This window comes from Lachnoclostridium sp. An76, from assembly GCF_002161355.1.
Taxonomy (GTDB): domain Bacteria; phylum Bacillota; class Clostridia; order Lachnospirales; family Lachnospiraceae; genus Mediterraneibacter; species Mediterraneibacter caccavium.
The window spans coordinates 84,986-100,405 of sequence record NZ_NFHL01000005.1 but is presented as its reverse complement, the minus strand read 5'-3'; the positions used below and the strand labels follow the sequence as shown (position 1 = coordinate 100,405).

Genomic DNA, 15,420 nt, shown 5'->3' with positions numbered 1-15,420 from the left:
ATTGCTTCTTTATCACACATAAGCAAACTGGCGCGTGAATGAGAGTGCGCGCCTTGGGAAAAGCAGGAGGGAAAAGAACATGGATCTGTCAGATTCAAAGAAAAAACTCGCTCTGGCCGGGATCATCTGCGGCATTGTGGCAGCGTGCCTTGCGGCATTCGGGAACCCGGCAAATATGGCGTTCTGTATCGCGTGCTTTATCAGGGATACAGCAGGAGCGCTGGGGATGCATTCCACAGCGACCGTACAGTATGCGCGGCCGGAGATCATAGGTCTTGTGCTGGGGGCTTTTATTATTTCCATGGCAACAAAGGAGTACCGGTCTATGGCGGGATCATCGCCCATGGTACGCTTTGTCCTGGGGATGATCCTGGCGGTCGGATCACTTGTATTCCTGGGCTGCCCGCTCAGGATGATCATCCGTATGTCAGCGGGAGACCTGAACGCATGGGTAGCTCTGATCGGATTTGTCCTCGGCGTGGGAACAGGAGTCGTCGCGTTAAAGAAAGGATTCAGCCTGGGACGCGCCCACGCGGCAAACCGGATGAATGGATATGTGCTGCCTGTGCTGCTGGCAGGCATCCTTGTACTGGCGCTGGCGACAACGCTGCTCAAGAGCAGTGAGAGCGGCCCGGGGAGCATGCACGCACCAATACTGATGTCTCTGATCGGAGGACTTGTATTCGGAGCTGTCGCCCAGAAATCCAGGATGTGTTTCGCGGGGAGCATCCGCGATGTGATCCTGATGAAAAATTTTGATCTGCTGACTATCATCGGAGGTTTTTTTGTGGTGATGCTGGTATTTAACATCGCGACAGGCAGATTCGACGCTGCGTTTGATACTCCGGGAGTTATCGCCCACTCAGAACATCTCTGGAATATCCTCGGGATGTATGCGGTCGGATTCGCCGCTGTCCTTGCGGGAGGCTGTCCTCTGCGCCAGCTGATCCTTGCAGGACAGGGGGCTTCGGATTCCGCGGTGACTGTGCTGGGTATGTTTGCAGGAGCTGCCCTGGCCCACAATTTCGGGCTGGCGGCAAGCGCCACGGCAGTGAACGCTGAGACAAAGGAAGTGGTCGCGGGCAGTGTGCCGCTTTACGGGAAAGTGGCTGTCATCATCTGTATCGCGGTCTGCTTTTTGATCGCATTTTTGAATAAGAGGAACGAAGGAAAGTAGGAAAATGGAAATGAAGATCGTAGATGCAAGAGGGCTGTCCTGCCCGGAGCCGGTAATGCTGACGGAAGATGCGTTAAAGGAAGGCGGAGGACCGGTAAAAGTACTGGTGACAGAACCTCATCAGAGAATGAATGTAGAAAAATATGCAAAAGACCACGGACGGAAAGCTGTCTCAGAGGAGACGGAAGACGGCTTTGCGGTTGTGATCGAGTAAGGAAAGAGCGGACATGAGGGAAAAAGAGCTGAGACTTGTGGTGACATTTCATACGACAGCGGACGCGATGGCTATGGAAAAAGCCTGCCGGGAACATGATGTCCCGGGCAGGCTCATCCCTGTCCCGCGCTCCATCTCCGCAGGGTGCGGCCTGGCATGGTGCGCGCCGCTTGCAGAGAGGGAGAAGCTCTGCGCGGTCATGGAAGAGCAGGGGATCGGCCCGGAAGGACTGCACGAGTGTCCGGTGTGCGTATAGCGCGGGACAAGCACAAAACTCTGTCACATTTATAACACATAACTTTCACACAATATTGTTAACCTTTAAGACGTGCTTAAATGCCTGTCAGTCTCATAGAATGAGAGCAGGCGGGCGCGTCTTTTTCTTATGGAGAGGGCGCTGGGGCAACGATATGTTTTAGGAGGGTATTGCCTTGATCGAAGTAAGGAATCTGGTAAAGAAGTATGGGGACCATCTGGCTGTGGACCACCTGAGCTTTCAGATCGAAGCGGGACGGATCTATGGTTTCCTGGGACCAAATGGTGCGGGTAAGTCCACGACCATGAATATCATGACCGGTTATCTCGGCGCGACAGAAGGCGAGGTGCTCATTGACGGACATGATATTTTGAAGGAGCCTGAAGAGGCGAAGCGGCACATCGGCTATCTGCCGGAGCAGCCGCCGCTGTATATGGACATGACTGTCCGTGAGTATCTGGAATTTGCTGCGGAGCTCAAAGGGCTTAAAAAGAAGCAGCGCTCCGGGGAAATCGAAGAAGTGGAGAAGATGGTCCGGATCAAAGATGTAGAGCACAGGCTGATCAAAAATCTGTCAAAGGGATACAGGCAGAGGGTGGGGCTGGCCCAGGCTGTCCTCGGCTTCCCGGAGATCATCATTCTGGATGAGCCGAGCGTGGGTCTGGACCCGAAGCAGATCATAGAGATCCGTGAGCTGATCCGGAAGCTGGCAAAGAACCACACCGTGATCCTCAGTTCGCACATTCTTGCGGAAGTAAGGGAAGTATGCGACTATATCATGATCATATCCAAAGGGAAGCTGGTGGCGAGCGACACGCCGGAAAATCTGGAACGCATGCTCGGGCAGAATAATATCGTGGAGATCGAGGCAAGGACAACAACGGCAGAGGTGCGCAGGATCCTGAAAAATGTGCCGGGCATCGAGAGGATCGAGACACAGGCAGGCGTGGACGGGACTGCGAGGGGCATGGTCCGGGAGAAAAAAGGCGAGGATATCAGGGAGAGCATATTCCGCGCGTTCGCGTCAGCCGGTATCCCGCTGATGACCCTGAAAGTCTCGGGGACTACCCTGGAAGATGTGTTCATGGAACTGACCCAGAGGGATACTGTGCCTGCGGCTTTTTCAAAGGATATCGGATGGAAAGAACTGATACCGCAGGCAGAGGAAACCGAAGCTGTGTCCGGGCCTGGGCAGGAAACTGAAGTTGTGTCTGGACCTGAGCGGGAAACCGAAGCACCGGAAACGGCGGATGCAGAAGAAGTGGGGACAGCAGAAGCTGATATTAAGGAAATGACGGCAGGAAAGGGGGAAGAGCAAGATGCTGGCAATTTATAAAAGAGAATTAAGATCTTGTTTTCAGTCCATGACAGGTCCTGTGTTTGTGGCGTTTCTCATCGCTTTTACAGGTATCTATTTCATGGCTTACAATATGATGTCAGGCTACCCGTATTTTTCCTATACATTATCAGGATCCCTGATCGTATTTATCGTGGGGATCCCTCTGATCACGATGAGGAGTTTTTCGGAGGAGCGAAAGAGTAAGACGGACCAGCTGCTGCTGACGGCTCCGGTCAGCCTGCCAAAAGTTGTGCTCGGCAAATATCTGTCAGTGGTAACAGTCATTGCCATCCCGAACGTGATCTTCTGTATCTTCCCTCTGATCATTAAATCGCAGGGAACAGCGTATCTTACGGTGGATTATATTTCTATCGGCGTATTCTTCCTGCTCGGATGCGTATATGCTGCGATCGGGATGTTCCTCTCCGCCCTGACAGAGAGCCAGATCATCGCGTTTATCAGTACATTCGGCATTCTCCTTGTCCTGTACCTCTGGGACGGGATCCTGTCCCTGCTGCCGACTTCTGCGGTCAGCGGCCTGGTGGGCGTGCTTATCCTTATCACGGTGGCGGCATTTTATGTCTGGCATATGACGGGGAACCTCGTTCTGTCCGGCGGTGTGGAGATCGTGGGCGCTGTTGTGAGCATCGCAGTCTATGTGCTCCGTTCGGAGGTTTATGAAAATCTTCTCTCAAACCTGCTGGGAAGACTGGCGCTTGCCAATGTTTTCACCGGTATTACGTCCAACAATATTGTGGATGTGACGGGGATCGCGCTGTACCTGTCGGTCATAGCGGTATTCGTATTTCTGACCGTGCAGGCGATCCAGAAGAGACGTTGGAGTTAGGAGGGCCGGACTGTGAAAAATAAAAAGAATATCAAAAATCTATTTCATACAACAGGGACAAGGCGGGGCGCGTACAGTGTGGGGCTGACTGTCCTGGTGCTTGCCGTGGTGATCGTATTTAACCTGGTCGTGGGGCAGATACCGGAGGCGTTCCGAAATATTGATGTGAGCAGTACAAAGATTTACGAGATATCCGATACGTCCAGAAATCTGCTGGACGGTCTGGATAAAGATGTGGATATGAAAGTGCTTGCAGTCAAAGATGAGACAGACGAGAGGATTACTACTTTTCTGAGCAAATATGCAGCACTTTCGGATAAGATCCATGTGGAATGGATCGACCCCGTGCTTCATCCGTCAGCATTGACGGATTATGAGACAACGGAAAATACGATCGTCGTTTCCTGTGAGGATACGGGTAAGACGACGACAGTCTCTTTCGGAGATATCCTTGTGATGGATGAGTATTCCTACTATTATTACGGGACTGCATCTTATACGGAGTTTGACGGCGAGGGCAAGCTGACGAGCGCGGTCAATTACGTAAGCAATGATGTGGAGAGGACCGTTTATCAGACAACAGGGCACGGGGAAGGTACACTTTCTGCTACTGTGACAGATCTGATGGAAAAGAACAGTTATACGCTCTCGGAGCTGAATCTGCTCATGACAACTTCTATCCCTGACGACTGCGATCTTCTGCTTATGTATGCGCCGGTCTCAGACTTATCAGAGGATGAAGCGCAGATGCTTACAGATTATCTGGGAGCGGGAGAGAAGCTTATGATCCTGCTGGGGGATACGAGCGCCCTGGATCTTCCAAACCTGGCGGGTATCCTGAAAACATACGGTATCCAGGCGGCGGACGGCTATATCGCAGATCCGGCAAGATGCTATCAGAATAATCCGTATTATATTTTCCCGGAACTTTCTGTGTATGGGGATATGGCAGAGGGGATCGAGTCGCAGATGGTGCTGCTGACCAATACGCATGGAATGACTCTTACTGACCCAGAACGCGATACGATCACGACATCCGCGTTTATGTCGTCATCTGACCAGTCCTATGCGGTTACGGAAGACGCGCAGCAGCAGGGTTCCTATGTCCTGGGTGCGTCAGCGTCAGAGTCGGTCAGCACGGGGGACGATGATCCGGAAGATGACGGATCCGGAACAGACGAAACGGAGAATTCGGATGCTGACACTGATGCGGAGAATACAGAGGATACGGACACTGGTTCAGAGGATGGCGGGGAGACCTTAGAGAGCCGGCTTACTGTAATATCAGCCGCAAGCCTAATCGACCAGTCGATCACAGATACCTTCCCGCAGCTTGAGAATACACAGATTTTCATGAACGCAGTCGCGGCTAATTTCGACGGCGTGCAGAATCTGTCTATTGAGGCAAAGAGCCTGGGCGTGGAATATAATACGGTCCAGCACGCAGGGCTGTTCAGCATGCTGATGATATTCGGCATCCCGGCTGTGGTGCTGATCGGCGGATTTGTCGTATGGTTCAGGAGGAGAAGAGCATGACAGAGAAACAAAAAGAGCAAAAAGGCGGGATCCGAAAGCATAAGGGACTTTTCATCCTGGCAGCGGCTCTGATACTCCTGCTCGCAGTCTATTTCGGGCTGCGGGCATGGAACAGGAGCGAAGAGAAGAGCCGGGAAGAAGCCGATAAAGCCGCAGAGATCCATGTGACAGACACAGAGGCAGATGAGATCGTTTCTATGAGCTTTGATGTGGGAAATGGTGAGATGGCGTTCGACAGGACAGACGGCATCTGGCATTATACGCCGGATAAAGATTTCCCGCTGGCGCAGAGTTATCCGGAAGATATGGCGGCAGCACTGGGGGATATCACAGCAGACCGGGAGCTGGAGGATGGAGACAGCCTCGCTGACTACGGTTTGGAGGAACCGGTGTACACGCTGAGTTTTACAGATGCGGACGGAAATAAAACAGACCTGTATTTCGGAAATATGACCGGAGAAGATTACTATGTCACCGTGGGTGATACCGGAACTGTGTACACAGTCGCATCCACAGTCATTGATCCTTTCAATCATACACTGGATGATATGGCCCAGCTCGATGAGTATCCGAGTATCGGCAGCGGCAATCTCGTAAAAGAGACGATCATACAGAATGGAGAGACCACAGTATACGACAGTGCGAACGAAGATCAGGAAGAAGATATCACAGCAGTGGCAGGCGGCCTCGGCGCGGTGGAATTATCCGAAGCAGCGGACTACTCCGTGGCAGATGAAGACCTGGCCGGATTCGGGCTCGATGAGGCATCCAGGATCACTGTGGAAGCAGTTTATACAGAGGGCGATGAAGAAAAAACACTGACCCTGTATATCGGGGGAGAAGACGGAGACGGGAACCGGTATGTAATGATCAATGATTCACGGATCGTGTATCTGATCTCAGATGAGATTTGTGATAATATTCTGAATATTTGAGGAAAAGGGGTCAGACCCCTGTTAACAGGGGTCTGACCCCTTTGGGGTGAATATTCTGAAAATTTAATTGATTTTTAATTGACTTTGCCCGGAAAACAGTGGAAAATATATCCCAAATTCTAATTCAAAAGGATGGTTAAATATGAAGGAAAAATTGATTCGTTTTATGCAGGGAAGATACGGCGTTGACCAGTTTTCTAAGTCCCTGCTTGTCCTGGGGCTGATCGCTGTGGTCGTGTCCTCGGTCTTTGTAGACAATATCGCAGGGCTTATTTTTTACATACTTGGCTGGGCGTTGGTGATCTATTGTTATTTCCGGGTGTTTTCCAGAAATATACAAAAGCGCTATGCGGAAAACCAGGCGTTTCTGGCAAAAACATATGGGATCCGCAATTTTTTCCGGAAGCAGAAAAATATCTGGCAGCAGCGCAGGGTTTACCATATTTATACATGTCCGTCTTGCAAACAGAAGATCCGTATCCCAAAAGGAAAGGGAAAGATCGAGGTGCGCTGTCCGAAATGCGGGACAACATTTATCAAGAAAAGCTGACAGGGAATAGCAGTCTGTGAATCGGTCCTGAAGGGAGAAAGAAAATGACAGATCCATACAGCCTGCTCGGAGTGGACAGGAATGCCCCGGATGATGAAGTGAAAAAGGCTTACCGCAGGCTGAGCAGAAAATATCATCCGGACGCCAACATCAATAATCCACACAAGGAAGAAGCGGAGGCAAAGTTTAAAGAAGTACAGCAGGCGTATCAGCAGATCATGGATGAACGGGAGCACGGATATGCATCTGACGGTTACGGCACCGGTACTGGCAGCGGATCTTACCGCGGTTATGGTCCTTACGGCGGGTTCGGCGGATACGGTCCCTTTGGCGGCTGGAGTGATGATCTCCACGGGAGAAGCCAGCACCGTCAGGAGACAGAAGAAGATGTCCATCTGCGCGCTGCGGCAAATTATATCCGCAGCGGGCATTATAAGGAAGCACTCAATGTGCTGGACGGGATCCGGGACAGGAGTGCTCTCTGGTATTTTTACAGCGCATCGGCAAATTCAGGTCTCGGCAATAATGTGACAGCACTGGAGCAGGCAAGAGAAGCTGTGCGTCTGGATCCGGGAAACATGCAGTACCAGATGCTTCTCGACCGGCTGCAGAACGGCGGCACATGGTATGAGCGGCGGCAGACCGCCTTCGGGTATCCGGGTACATTTGACACCGGCTGCTGTGTGAAGCTGTGCGTGGCAAATATGCTGTGCTACCTCTGTTGCGGAGGAAGCGGGCTTTGCTGCGGGGGATACAGCGGATATTAAATCTGTATTTGTGGGGGCGCGCCAGATGATTGGCTAAACGTCCGAAAACAGTGAAGCGCAGATATCGGAGCCGTATTCAGCGCGGGGATATGGCTGGCATCGGCTCCACTCCATGAGGCAGGAAAAACTACGAAATCAGGGGACACGCTAAAACCAGGGATCAGAAGAGAGGAACTCGGCTTCGCCTCAGACAACCCCTCTTCTGATCCCAACGCGTGTCCCCTGATTTCTACTTTTTCCAAGCCTCATTCCGAAGTCACCTCAACCACCCATATCCCCGCGCTGAAAGATATTCCGAAAAAGCGCTTCGCTGTTTTCTGGTTTACTCAAGCCGGAAGCCCCCGACAAATGCAGCGTTTAAAAACGTAGTGAGAGAGGGGAACGTCTTCGACAAAAAGTAACCCATCCCCAGCCAGCAAAAACATACAATGGGGAAAAACTCTCCGCAAAAAAGTAAAATCCCCTCAGCAGGCAGAATTCTATAGCCAGAGAGGCGTAGCTCGCTGCGCCAAATCGAACGGCTAATATCCCCTCCCGGAAGCCCACATCACCTTCCGTCCGATAAAAATTCCTGTTTCGCTACAGAAGATCCCCTTTCATCCAACTTTCGAAATCCAGCATTTGACTGCGGGGATCTTCCGATCGGATGCGCGCAGAAAACCGCTCCTTTGATGCACCTTTCGCGGCGGACGGGGATATGGCGACGGTGACTTGGAGTAATCTGCCGGAAAGACTTAAAGGGAGAAAGCGTGGCGTTAATTGTCCGGCGGATGCCTGAGGCGGAGCCGAATCTTCCGCCGGACAATTGCTTTTAGCCATGCTTTCTCCCTTTTACGTCTTTCCCGGATTACGGAACCGGAACCTGAGCCATATCCCCGCCCGCCGCGAAAACGTCCTGTATCAAACCGACGGTTTTCGGACGTCATATTCACAAGGAAGGCTCCCCCACAAATACAGATTTACAGATACATTAACAGAATTTCCTAGAACCGGAAATCCCTCCGATTATCCTGCTCGATGAGCCTCAGGTTTTCAAGCACCACTGCCCGTGCCTTTTCATTCGGCACGTTAAGCACTTCTTTTTCGATCAGCTTATCCCCGATCGCTTTTGTCTCAGGCGAAGCATAATCCATCAGGTATTCCTTCAGTGTCATCAGCGCGTTGGGGTGGCAGCAGTTCTGGATCTGCCCGCTCTTGCACAGTGACATGAAACGGTCGCCGGTGCGCCCTTCGCGGTAGCATGCCGTACAGAAGCTCGGGATATAATCCATCTCCATGAGCCAGCGGACGACTTCGTCAAGAGTCCGGTTGTCGCTGACATCGAACTGCTCGGATTTCTCATCTTCCGGCTCCGGCTCGCAGTAGCCGCCCACGCTGGTCCTTGAACCGCCGCTGATCTGGGAGATACCCAGGTGGAGGACACGCTCCCTTGTCTTCTGGTTTTCCCTTGTGGAAATGATCATGCCTGTGTATGGAACGGCGATGCGGATGCAGGCAACAATCTTGGCGAAGGTGTCGTCGTCGATGCCGTTGTCAAAATCATCCGGATTGATATCGTCAGCGTGTTTCAGCCTCGGCACGCTGATCGTGTGGGGGCCGACTCCAAAAGCGGCTTCCAGATGTTCTGCATGCATGAGCAGTCCCGCGAATTCATAGCGGTATTTGTCCAGGCCGAAGAGAACGCCTAAGCCCACATCATCGATGCCGCCTTCCATGGCGCGGTCCATTGCTTCTGTGTGGTAATTGTAATCGTGCTTCGGTCCGGTCGGATGGAGTTCAAGATAGCTCTCTTTGTGGTAGGTCTCCTGGAAGAGGATATATGTGCCGATCCCCGCTTCCTTTAAGAGGCGGTAATTATCCACGGTCGTTGCCGCGATATTGATGTTTACGCGGCGGATCGCCCCGTTTTTATGCTTGATGCTGTAAATGGTCTCGATCGATTTCAGGTAGTAATCCATGGTATTGCGCACCGGGTCTTCCCCGGCTTCCAGGGCAAGACGCTTATGCCCCATATCCTGGAGCGCGATGACCTCTCTGCGGATATCTTCCTGAGAGAGCTGCTTCCTCGGGATATGTTTGTTCTTTGCGTGGTATGGGCAGTACGTGCAGCCGTTGATGCAGTAGTTGGACAGGTACAGGGGCGCGAACATAACGATGCGGTTGCCGTAGAAATCTTTTTTGATCTGTTCTGCCAGCTTGTAGATTTCCTGATTCTTTTCTTCAATAGGACAGGCGAGCAGGACGGATGCTTCCCTGTGGGAAAGCCCCTTGCGTTTTTTCGCCTTCTCGATAATGGAATCGATCAATTCGACATTTTCTTTGTTTTCGTCTGCATATGCGAGTGTCTCAAGGATTTCCTCATGGTTGATAAAATCATCCGCGCATTTTGAATTTACATCATACATTTTATTTTCCTCCTTTTCGTTTCTGAGATTTATCATAAATAATACGGACCGGCATCAGACAATGGCAGCGGTCACATATTCAGTGAGTCTCCGCGGCATACGGCGATGCGGTAACCGATCGCCTGCATCCGGGACTCCAGGTCTTTTAAGCTCTCGGCAGCTTCGCTCCCGGTGCAGAGCTTGTTGTCATAGAGCAGATATTTTTCCCGCACCTGTGCGGGAGAAAGGTTCGGCATCACTACATTCGCCCCGGCGAGGATCCCTCTTTCCCTGCCGTCCGGGGCAATGGTCCCCAGGGCGGTGGTGGCGGGGAGCAGCACTTTGGGCAGCAGGAGCCGTATGAGCCCCAGCAGAAACAGCGTCAGCTCCAGCGTCCCTGCCGGCTGGTCTGCAAAGGGGGTGTCATGATGGGGGATGAAAGGACCGATCCCGACCATCTGGGGATCCAGCTTTTCCAGGAACAGCATATCGTCAGCCAGATTCTCCGGCGTCTGAAAGGGAGAGCCGACCATAAAACCTGTCCCCACCTGGTAGCCGAGATCCTTTAAATCCCAAAGACATCTCTGCCGCTCCTGCGCGCTTAGAGAGGGCGGGTGGAGACGGGAGTAGTGCTCATGGTCATAGGTCTCATGCCGCAGGAGAAAACGGTCTGCCCCTGCCTCTTTCAGGATGCGGTAGCTCTCCCGGGAGCGCTCGCCCACGGAGAGAGTGACCGCGCAGTCCTGCCACCGGGAATGGATGGAAGAGACGATATCCGCCAGACGGCTGTCCGTAAACCAGCCGTCCTCCCCGCCCTGGAGTACAAACGTGCGGAAGCCGAGCTCATAGCCGTGTTCGCAGCAGGCCAGGATCTCATCCGGCGTGAGGCGGTACCGCTCGGCATTGGGGTTGCTCTTTCTGATCCCGCAGTACAGACAGTCATTGCGGCAGTAATTGGTGAACTCGATCAGGCCGCGTATGTAGACGTCATGTCCGTAATGGCGGATGCGGGTTTCCCTTGCTCTCTCAAAGAGGTATTCCGCTGCCTGTTTATTGCGCCCGCGGATAAGTTCTGTCCATTCCTCGCGGGTGAGGGAACGTCTGTCCTCGAGCTGGTCGATGAGCTCTGTGATCCTGCCGGTGCTTTTGTCCGCATTTACAGCGGCATCCAGATGGCCCGCGCTCATATATTCTTCCCGTAGATCGTCTTCGTGCTCACCCCGGGGAGCATCCCCAGTTTCCCCGAAAGCGCGCTGATGACGTTATTTGGCGCATCCAGCGCCACGCTGATGACGTGGATGCCTTTTTTCCGATAAGGGATGCCCATCCTGCCGATCACATAATCGCCGTACTGGCTCAGCAGATGGTTCAGCTCATCCACAGAATCCCGGGATTCCAGGATAATGCCGATGAGTGCGATCCTGTTTTCCATTGGCAGTCCTCCTTATGTTTCCTGTTTGTTTACAGCGTATCCGTCCTGTGAAAGACCGGGATGTACCTGGTCTGCTATATTTTATTTCGCAAAAAATAAAAAGCGCCGAAAAGGCGCTTCTCTACCATAAGAAGAGGGAAAATCCCCCTCATTCCTCTGCGATATATCTGCGCCTTATTGCTCAGGTCTCTCCCAAAATGGAAAGCCTTTGCAGTCAGAACGAATGTCTGTTCCCAGTATAACATGCCGGGAACGAATATACAATAAAATGTTGTCTGTGAAATTTAGCTGCAGCTTATATTATGTAAAAAGATTTTTTATGGGAATGTTAGTCGCATTTGGATTTTAACAGACACAGAAATGAGGAAACAACAGAAATGAGGAAACTTGTCCTCAAACCGACATATGTGATACAATCATGATATTATTTTTTAACGTATAGTAAGGGGAAGATTATGGAGAAACAGTTTACAATTATGGTTGTTGAGGATGATACAAATATTAATAACCTTTTAAAAACAGCTCTGGAAAAAGCCGGATATAAAGTCCTCCAGGCGTTTTCCGGAACAGAGGCGGAACTGATACTTCAGATGAGGGACTCCATTGCTCTTGTCCTGTTGGATCTTATGTTACCGGGGATTTCCGGCGAAGAAGTCTTAAAACATATCCGGGAAAGGGGAAATCTTCCTGTGATCGTCTTAACAGCAAGAGACAGCCTGGATGAAAAGATTGGGATGCTGACCCAGGGAGCAGACGATTATATTACCAAACCCTTTGAAATCCCGGAAGTGATCGCAAGGATCCAAGTCCAGCTGCGGCATGCGGGAAGGGAAATTGAAAACAAACAGATGACCTATCGCGATCTGGTCCTGGATAAGGTCACTTATCAGGTCAGGATTGAAGGGAAAGAGGTCCCCCAGATCACAAAACAGGAGTTTGCCATACTTGAGCTTTTGGTAAGCCATCCGAAGCAGGTTTTCAGCAAAGAGGATATTTTTTCCTATGCCTGGAATGAGCCCTATATGGGGGAAACGAAAACCCTGGATGTACATATCAGTAATATCCGGAAGAAAATAAAACAGGTTACAACTGACGAATATATTGAGACAGTCTGGGGGATCGGATACCGGCTTCACTCGTAGATTTACTCTTTTTTTACTTTTGATTTGCTTTTTATTTGGACTTTCCCGATAAGATAGCATCAGAAACAAAAAAGGAGATGAAAGACTTGAGTGAATATTTACTTTGCACAAGAGGGTTAACGAAACGGTTTGGCCATCACAATGCGGTAGATCATGTGGATCTTCATATACAAAAGGGGGCTATTTACGGGTTTATCGGAAGAAACGGTGCAGGAAAGACAACCTGTCTGAAGATGATCAGCGGCCTTTCCACTCCCACAGAAGGAGAAATTGAAATTTTCGGTTATAAAGGAAGAGAATTGGAACAGATGCGTTCCAGGATCGGCTGTCTGATCGAAGCCCCGGGGCTGTATGAAAATATGACAGCATATGAGAATCTGAAGACAAAGTGCCTGTTCTGCGGCATTCATAAAAAAGGATATATTGAAGATATCCTGGATACAGTGGGGCTTGGTGATACCGGCAAAAAGCAAACAAAGCACTTTTCACTGGGGATGAAACAACGTCTCGGCATAGGACTTGCATTAGTTGGAGAACCTGATCTTCTGGTTCTGGATGAACCTATAAACGGTCTGGATCCCCAGGGGATTGCGGAAGTAAGAGATACGCTTCACCGGCTTCAGCAGGAGCGGAATATGACAATCCTGATATCCAGCCATATTTTAGAGGAACTGTCCAAGATTGCTACTGATTATGGGATCATCCATGACGGAACTCTTCTTCAGGAACTTACAAAAGAAGAACTGATGCGCCGTTGCAGCGAAAGAATTGAAATCACGCTGGATATACCGGAACGCGCAATCCCTGTATTAGACAGACTGGGCTTTACCCAATACCAGGTGACGGATAAAACACACATACAGGTTTATGAAAGATTAAACGAAAGCGCCGGATTAAACATGGAACTTACAAAAGCCGGCATCCCAGTCAGAGGGATTATCATAACAAGCGAAGAACTGGAATCTTATTATCTGAATCTGACGGGAGGTGTTTCAAATGTTTAATTGCATAAAAATGGATCTGTATCGTATGTTTCGGATGAAAAGTTTTTATGTGATCGGAATTATACTGGCAGCAGCTACGTTTTTCACCACATCTATGTCTGTGCTTGACTATAATATGATGAAGGAAGAAGCGGGACAAAATTCCCAGGTATATGAGCAGGAGACCAGTTCGGATGAGGAGCCGGTCAATCTGGGGATGGATGTTACAATTCCTACCCGGCCTGGGGAGATGGTGACTGTATATGATCAGGTCTATGCCAATCTCCACGGGAAGTTTATTGCCCTGTTTATGGTGATTTTTGCCGTACTGTTTTCTGCTTCCGATCTCAGCAGCGGTTATATAAAAAATATCGGAGGACAAATGAAAAACCGTGGGAATCTTATCCTGTCAAAGGCAGTAGCGCTGTTTATCTATACCGTCCTGACAATGCTTTTTTATCTTTGCATACAGACTGTGGCCCAGGCAGTCTGCTTTCATGAATTACAGCTGGGATCGCTCAGGGATTTAGCAGTATATTCAGCAATACAGATTCTGCTCCATTATGTACTGCTTCTGATCTGCATGGCCATTACGATCATTACTCGGAGTAAGGTGTTCAGTATGGCATTCGCGGTTTTATTCTGCATGAATGTGATGGTGATCCTATATAGCACAGTCGATAAAATCCTGGCAAGATTCGGGATTGAGGATTTCAATATGCTCCAGTATACGGTAACAGGAAGAATGGCGCTTCTGGAGATGGCGCCATCGGCCGGGGGCTGTGTAAAAGCACTGACCGTTGCGGTCGTTTTTGGACTGGCAGTGCTGGCGCTGTCCAGTCAGATATTCAGAAAGAGAGATATATAAATTGAAAATACTGGTTTGTTTTCTGATCGCAGTAATTATAGTCCAATGTTTTATTCTGTGGAAATATCAGCGGCAGGTGCGTGACATCTGCCGCCAGTTGTCATTTCTTCTTAAAAATGACAGCAATATGCTTGTTACGGGCGATACGGGATTTGGCGGACTGAAGGAACTGATGGAGATATTGAACCAATTGTTGCTGAACCGCAAAAAAGAGCACAAAAAGTATCTTGAAAAGGAGCAGATGATCTCTGATACTTATACAAATCTTTCCCATGATATCCGGACGCCTCTGACTTCTCTGGACGGTTATTTTCAATTGCTGGAGAAAAGCGAGGACGCAGAAGAACAGAAACATTATATGGAGATCATACAGGAACGGATCCACAGCCTGAAAGAAATGCTGGAAGAGCTTTTTCTGTTTACCAAGCTGAAAAATGAAAGCTATCATCTGGAACTAAAACATTGCTGTGTGAATCAGGTTTTGAAACAGACTATCTTTTCTTATTATGATGAATGGACTGCAAAAGGAATTGAACCGGATATCCATATAACGGATAAATTATTGTACATTAATGGAAATGCGACGGCTCTTCAGCGAGTGTTCCAGAATGTGATAAAAAATGCTCTCGATCATGGGGCAAATGGAATTGGAATAGCTCTGGAAGAAAGAAACGGAAAAAGCCTGATCCGGATCTGGAATGAAGTCAACCATCCGGAAAAGATTGATCCAGAGAAGGTGTTTGAACGGTTTTATAAGGCGGATACAGCCAGGAGCAGGACTTCCAGCGGCCTCGGACTCTCTATTGCAAAAGAATTTACTGAGAGGATGCATGGAAAAATTTTTGCTGAACTTACAGGTAATATTTTCTGTATCAAAATCCAGTTTGTATAATATATAACATGCCTGCATTGCCAGATAGAAAAGGATAACCTGGTTTTTTATATTATCATAACTGCTCCTGGTATTATCATAACTGCTCTTTGTAAGTT

The 15,420-nt window shown here is 49.8% G+C and carries 17 protein-coding genes; 14 read left to right on the top strand and 3 right to left on the bottom strand.

From position 1 onward, the window contains the following. Positions 1-79: 79 nt before the first annotated feature. The 10 genes from yedE to B5G27_RS16625 all read left to right on the top strand — a co-directional run bounded on the left by yedE (position 80) and on the right by B5G27_RS16625 (position 8,399). Positions 80-1,177 (top strand): YedE family putative selenium transporter, encoded by a 1,098-nt coding sequence (yedE, locus tag B5G27_RS10375; protein ID WP_087178821.1) that lies wholly within the window; start codon positions 80-82, stop codon positions 1,175-1,177. A gap of 10 nt (positions 1,178-1,187) precedes the next feature. Further along, positions 1,188-1,391 carry a sulfurtransferase TusA family protein gene (locus B5G27_RS10370; RefSeq protein ID WP_087178930.1) on the top strand — a complete coding sequence of 68 codons (204 nt, stop codon included), beginning with the start codon at positions 1,188-1,190 and terminating at the stop codon, positions 1,389-1,391. Positions 1,392-1,404: 13 nt separating this feature from the next. Next, entirely contained in the window at positions 1,405-1,647 is a 243-nt protein-coding gene (locus B5G27_RS10365) for a DUF3343 domain-containing protein (RefSeq protein WP_087178820.1), read from the top strand. Positions 1,648-1,822: 175 nt separating this feature from the next. Next, positions 1,823-2,983, top strand: coding sequence for an ABC transporter ATP-binding protein (locus B5G27_RS10360; RefSeq protein ID WP_087178819.1), 1,161 nt, complete (start codon positions 1,823-1,825; stop codon positions 2,981-2,983). Beyond that, a complete protein-coding gene (locus B5G27_RS10355; protein WP_087178818.1) occupies positions 2,967-3,833 on the top strand; it encodes an ABC-2 transporter permease in 867 nt (288 codons plus the stop codon). The genes B5G27_RS10360 and B5G27_RS10355 overlap by 17 nt, the downstream gene beginning before the upstream one ends. A gap of 12 nt (positions 3,834-3,845) precedes the next feature. Next, complete coding sequence (locus tag B5G27_RS10350; protein ID WP_087178817.1) at positions 3,846-5,369, top strand: Gldg family protein; 1,524 nt, start codon at positions 3,846-3,848, stop codon at positions 5,367-5,369. After that, complete coding sequence (locus B5G27_RS10345) at positions 5,366-6,304, top strand: DUF4340 domain-containing protein (RefSeq protein WP_087178816.1); 939 nt, start codon at positions 5,366-5,368, stop codon at positions 6,302-6,304. Before B5G27_RS10350 ends, B5G27_RS10345 begins: the two co-directional genes overlap by 4 nt. Positions 6,305-6,446: 142 nt before the next feature. Then, a complete protein-coding gene (locus B5G27_RS10340) occupies positions 6,447-6,854 on the top strand; it encodes a hypothetical protein (protein WP_087178815.1) in 408 nt (135 codons plus the stop codon). Between the two features lie 44 nt (positions 6,855-6,898). After that, positions 6,899-7,621, top strand: coding sequence for a J domain-containing protein (locus B5G27_RS10335; protein ID WP_087178814.1), 723 nt, complete (start codon positions 6,899-6,901; stop codon positions 7,619-7,621). A 646-nt stretch (positions 7,622-8,267) separates the two neighbouring features. Continuing rightward, entirely contained in the window at positions 8,268-8,399 is a 132-nt protein-coding gene (locus B5G27_RS16625) for a hypothetical protein (RefSeq protein ID WP_275533029.1), read from the top strand. 205 nt (positions 8,400-8,604) lie between these two features. Here B5G27_RS16625 and hydG read toward each other — a convergent pair whose 3' ends face one another. The 3 genes from hydG to B5G27_RS10315 form a co-directional block, all read right to left on the bottom strand. Next, complete coding sequence (hydG, locus tag B5G27_RS10325) at positions 8,605-10,026, bottom strand: [FeFe] hydrogenase H-cluster radical SAM maturase HydG (RefSeq protein ID WP_087178812.1); 1,422 nt, start codon at positions 10,024-10,026, stop codon at positions 8,605-8,607. A 71-nt stretch (positions 10,027-10,097) separates the two neighbouring features. Next, on the bottom strand, positions 10,098-11,192 hold the full coding sequence (gene hydE / locus B5G27_RS10320; RefSeq protein ID WP_087178811.1) for a [FeFe] hydrogenase H-cluster radical SAM maturase HydE: 1,095 nt from the start codon (positions 11,190-11,192) through the stop codon (positions 10,098-10,100). Beyond that, the gene (locus B5G27_RS10315; protein ID WP_087178810.1) at positions 11,189-11,437 is read right to left on the bottom strand and encodes a TM1266 family iron-only hydrogenase system putative regulator; all 249 of its coding nucleotides are present in this window, start codon (positions 11,435-11,437) and stop codon (positions 11,189-11,191) included. The genes hydE and B5G27_RS10315 overlap by 4 nt, the downstream gene beginning before the upstream one ends. A gap of 455 nt (positions 11,438-11,892) precedes the next feature. On the opposite strand from B5G27_RS10315, the gene B5G27_RS10310 reads away from it, so the two are divergent. The 4 genes from B5G27_RS10310 (at position 11,893) to B5G27_RS10295 (ending at position 15,322) form a co-directional block, all read left to right on the top strand. After that, a complete protein-coding gene (locus B5G27_RS10310) occupies positions 11,893-12,579 on the top strand; it encodes a response regulator transcription factor (protein WP_087178809.1) in 687 nt (228 codons plus the stop codon). Positions 12,580-12,656: 77 nt separating this feature from the next. Beyond that, the gene (locus tag B5G27_RS10305) at positions 12,657-13,583 is read left to right on the top strand and encodes an ABC transporter ATP-binding protein (RefSeq protein WP_087178808.1); all 927 of its coding nucleotides are present in this window, start codon (positions 12,657-12,659) and stop codon (positions 13,581-13,583) included. Then, positions 13,576-14,430: an ABC transporter permease gene (locus B5G27_RS10300; RefSeq protein WP_087178807.1), complete on the top strand. Its 855-nt coding sequence runs from the start codon at positions 13,576-13,578 to the stop codon at positions 14,428-14,430. The genes B5G27_RS10305 and B5G27_RS10300 overlap by 8 nt, the downstream gene beginning before the upstream one ends. Position 14,431: 1 nt before the next feature. Then, positions 14,432-15,322, top strand: a complete 891-nt coding sequence (locus B5G27_RS10295; protein ID WP_087178806.1) for a sensor histidine kinase — start codon at positions 14,432-14,434, stop codon at positions 15,320-15,322. Positions 15,323-15,420 lie beyond the last annotated feature (98 nt).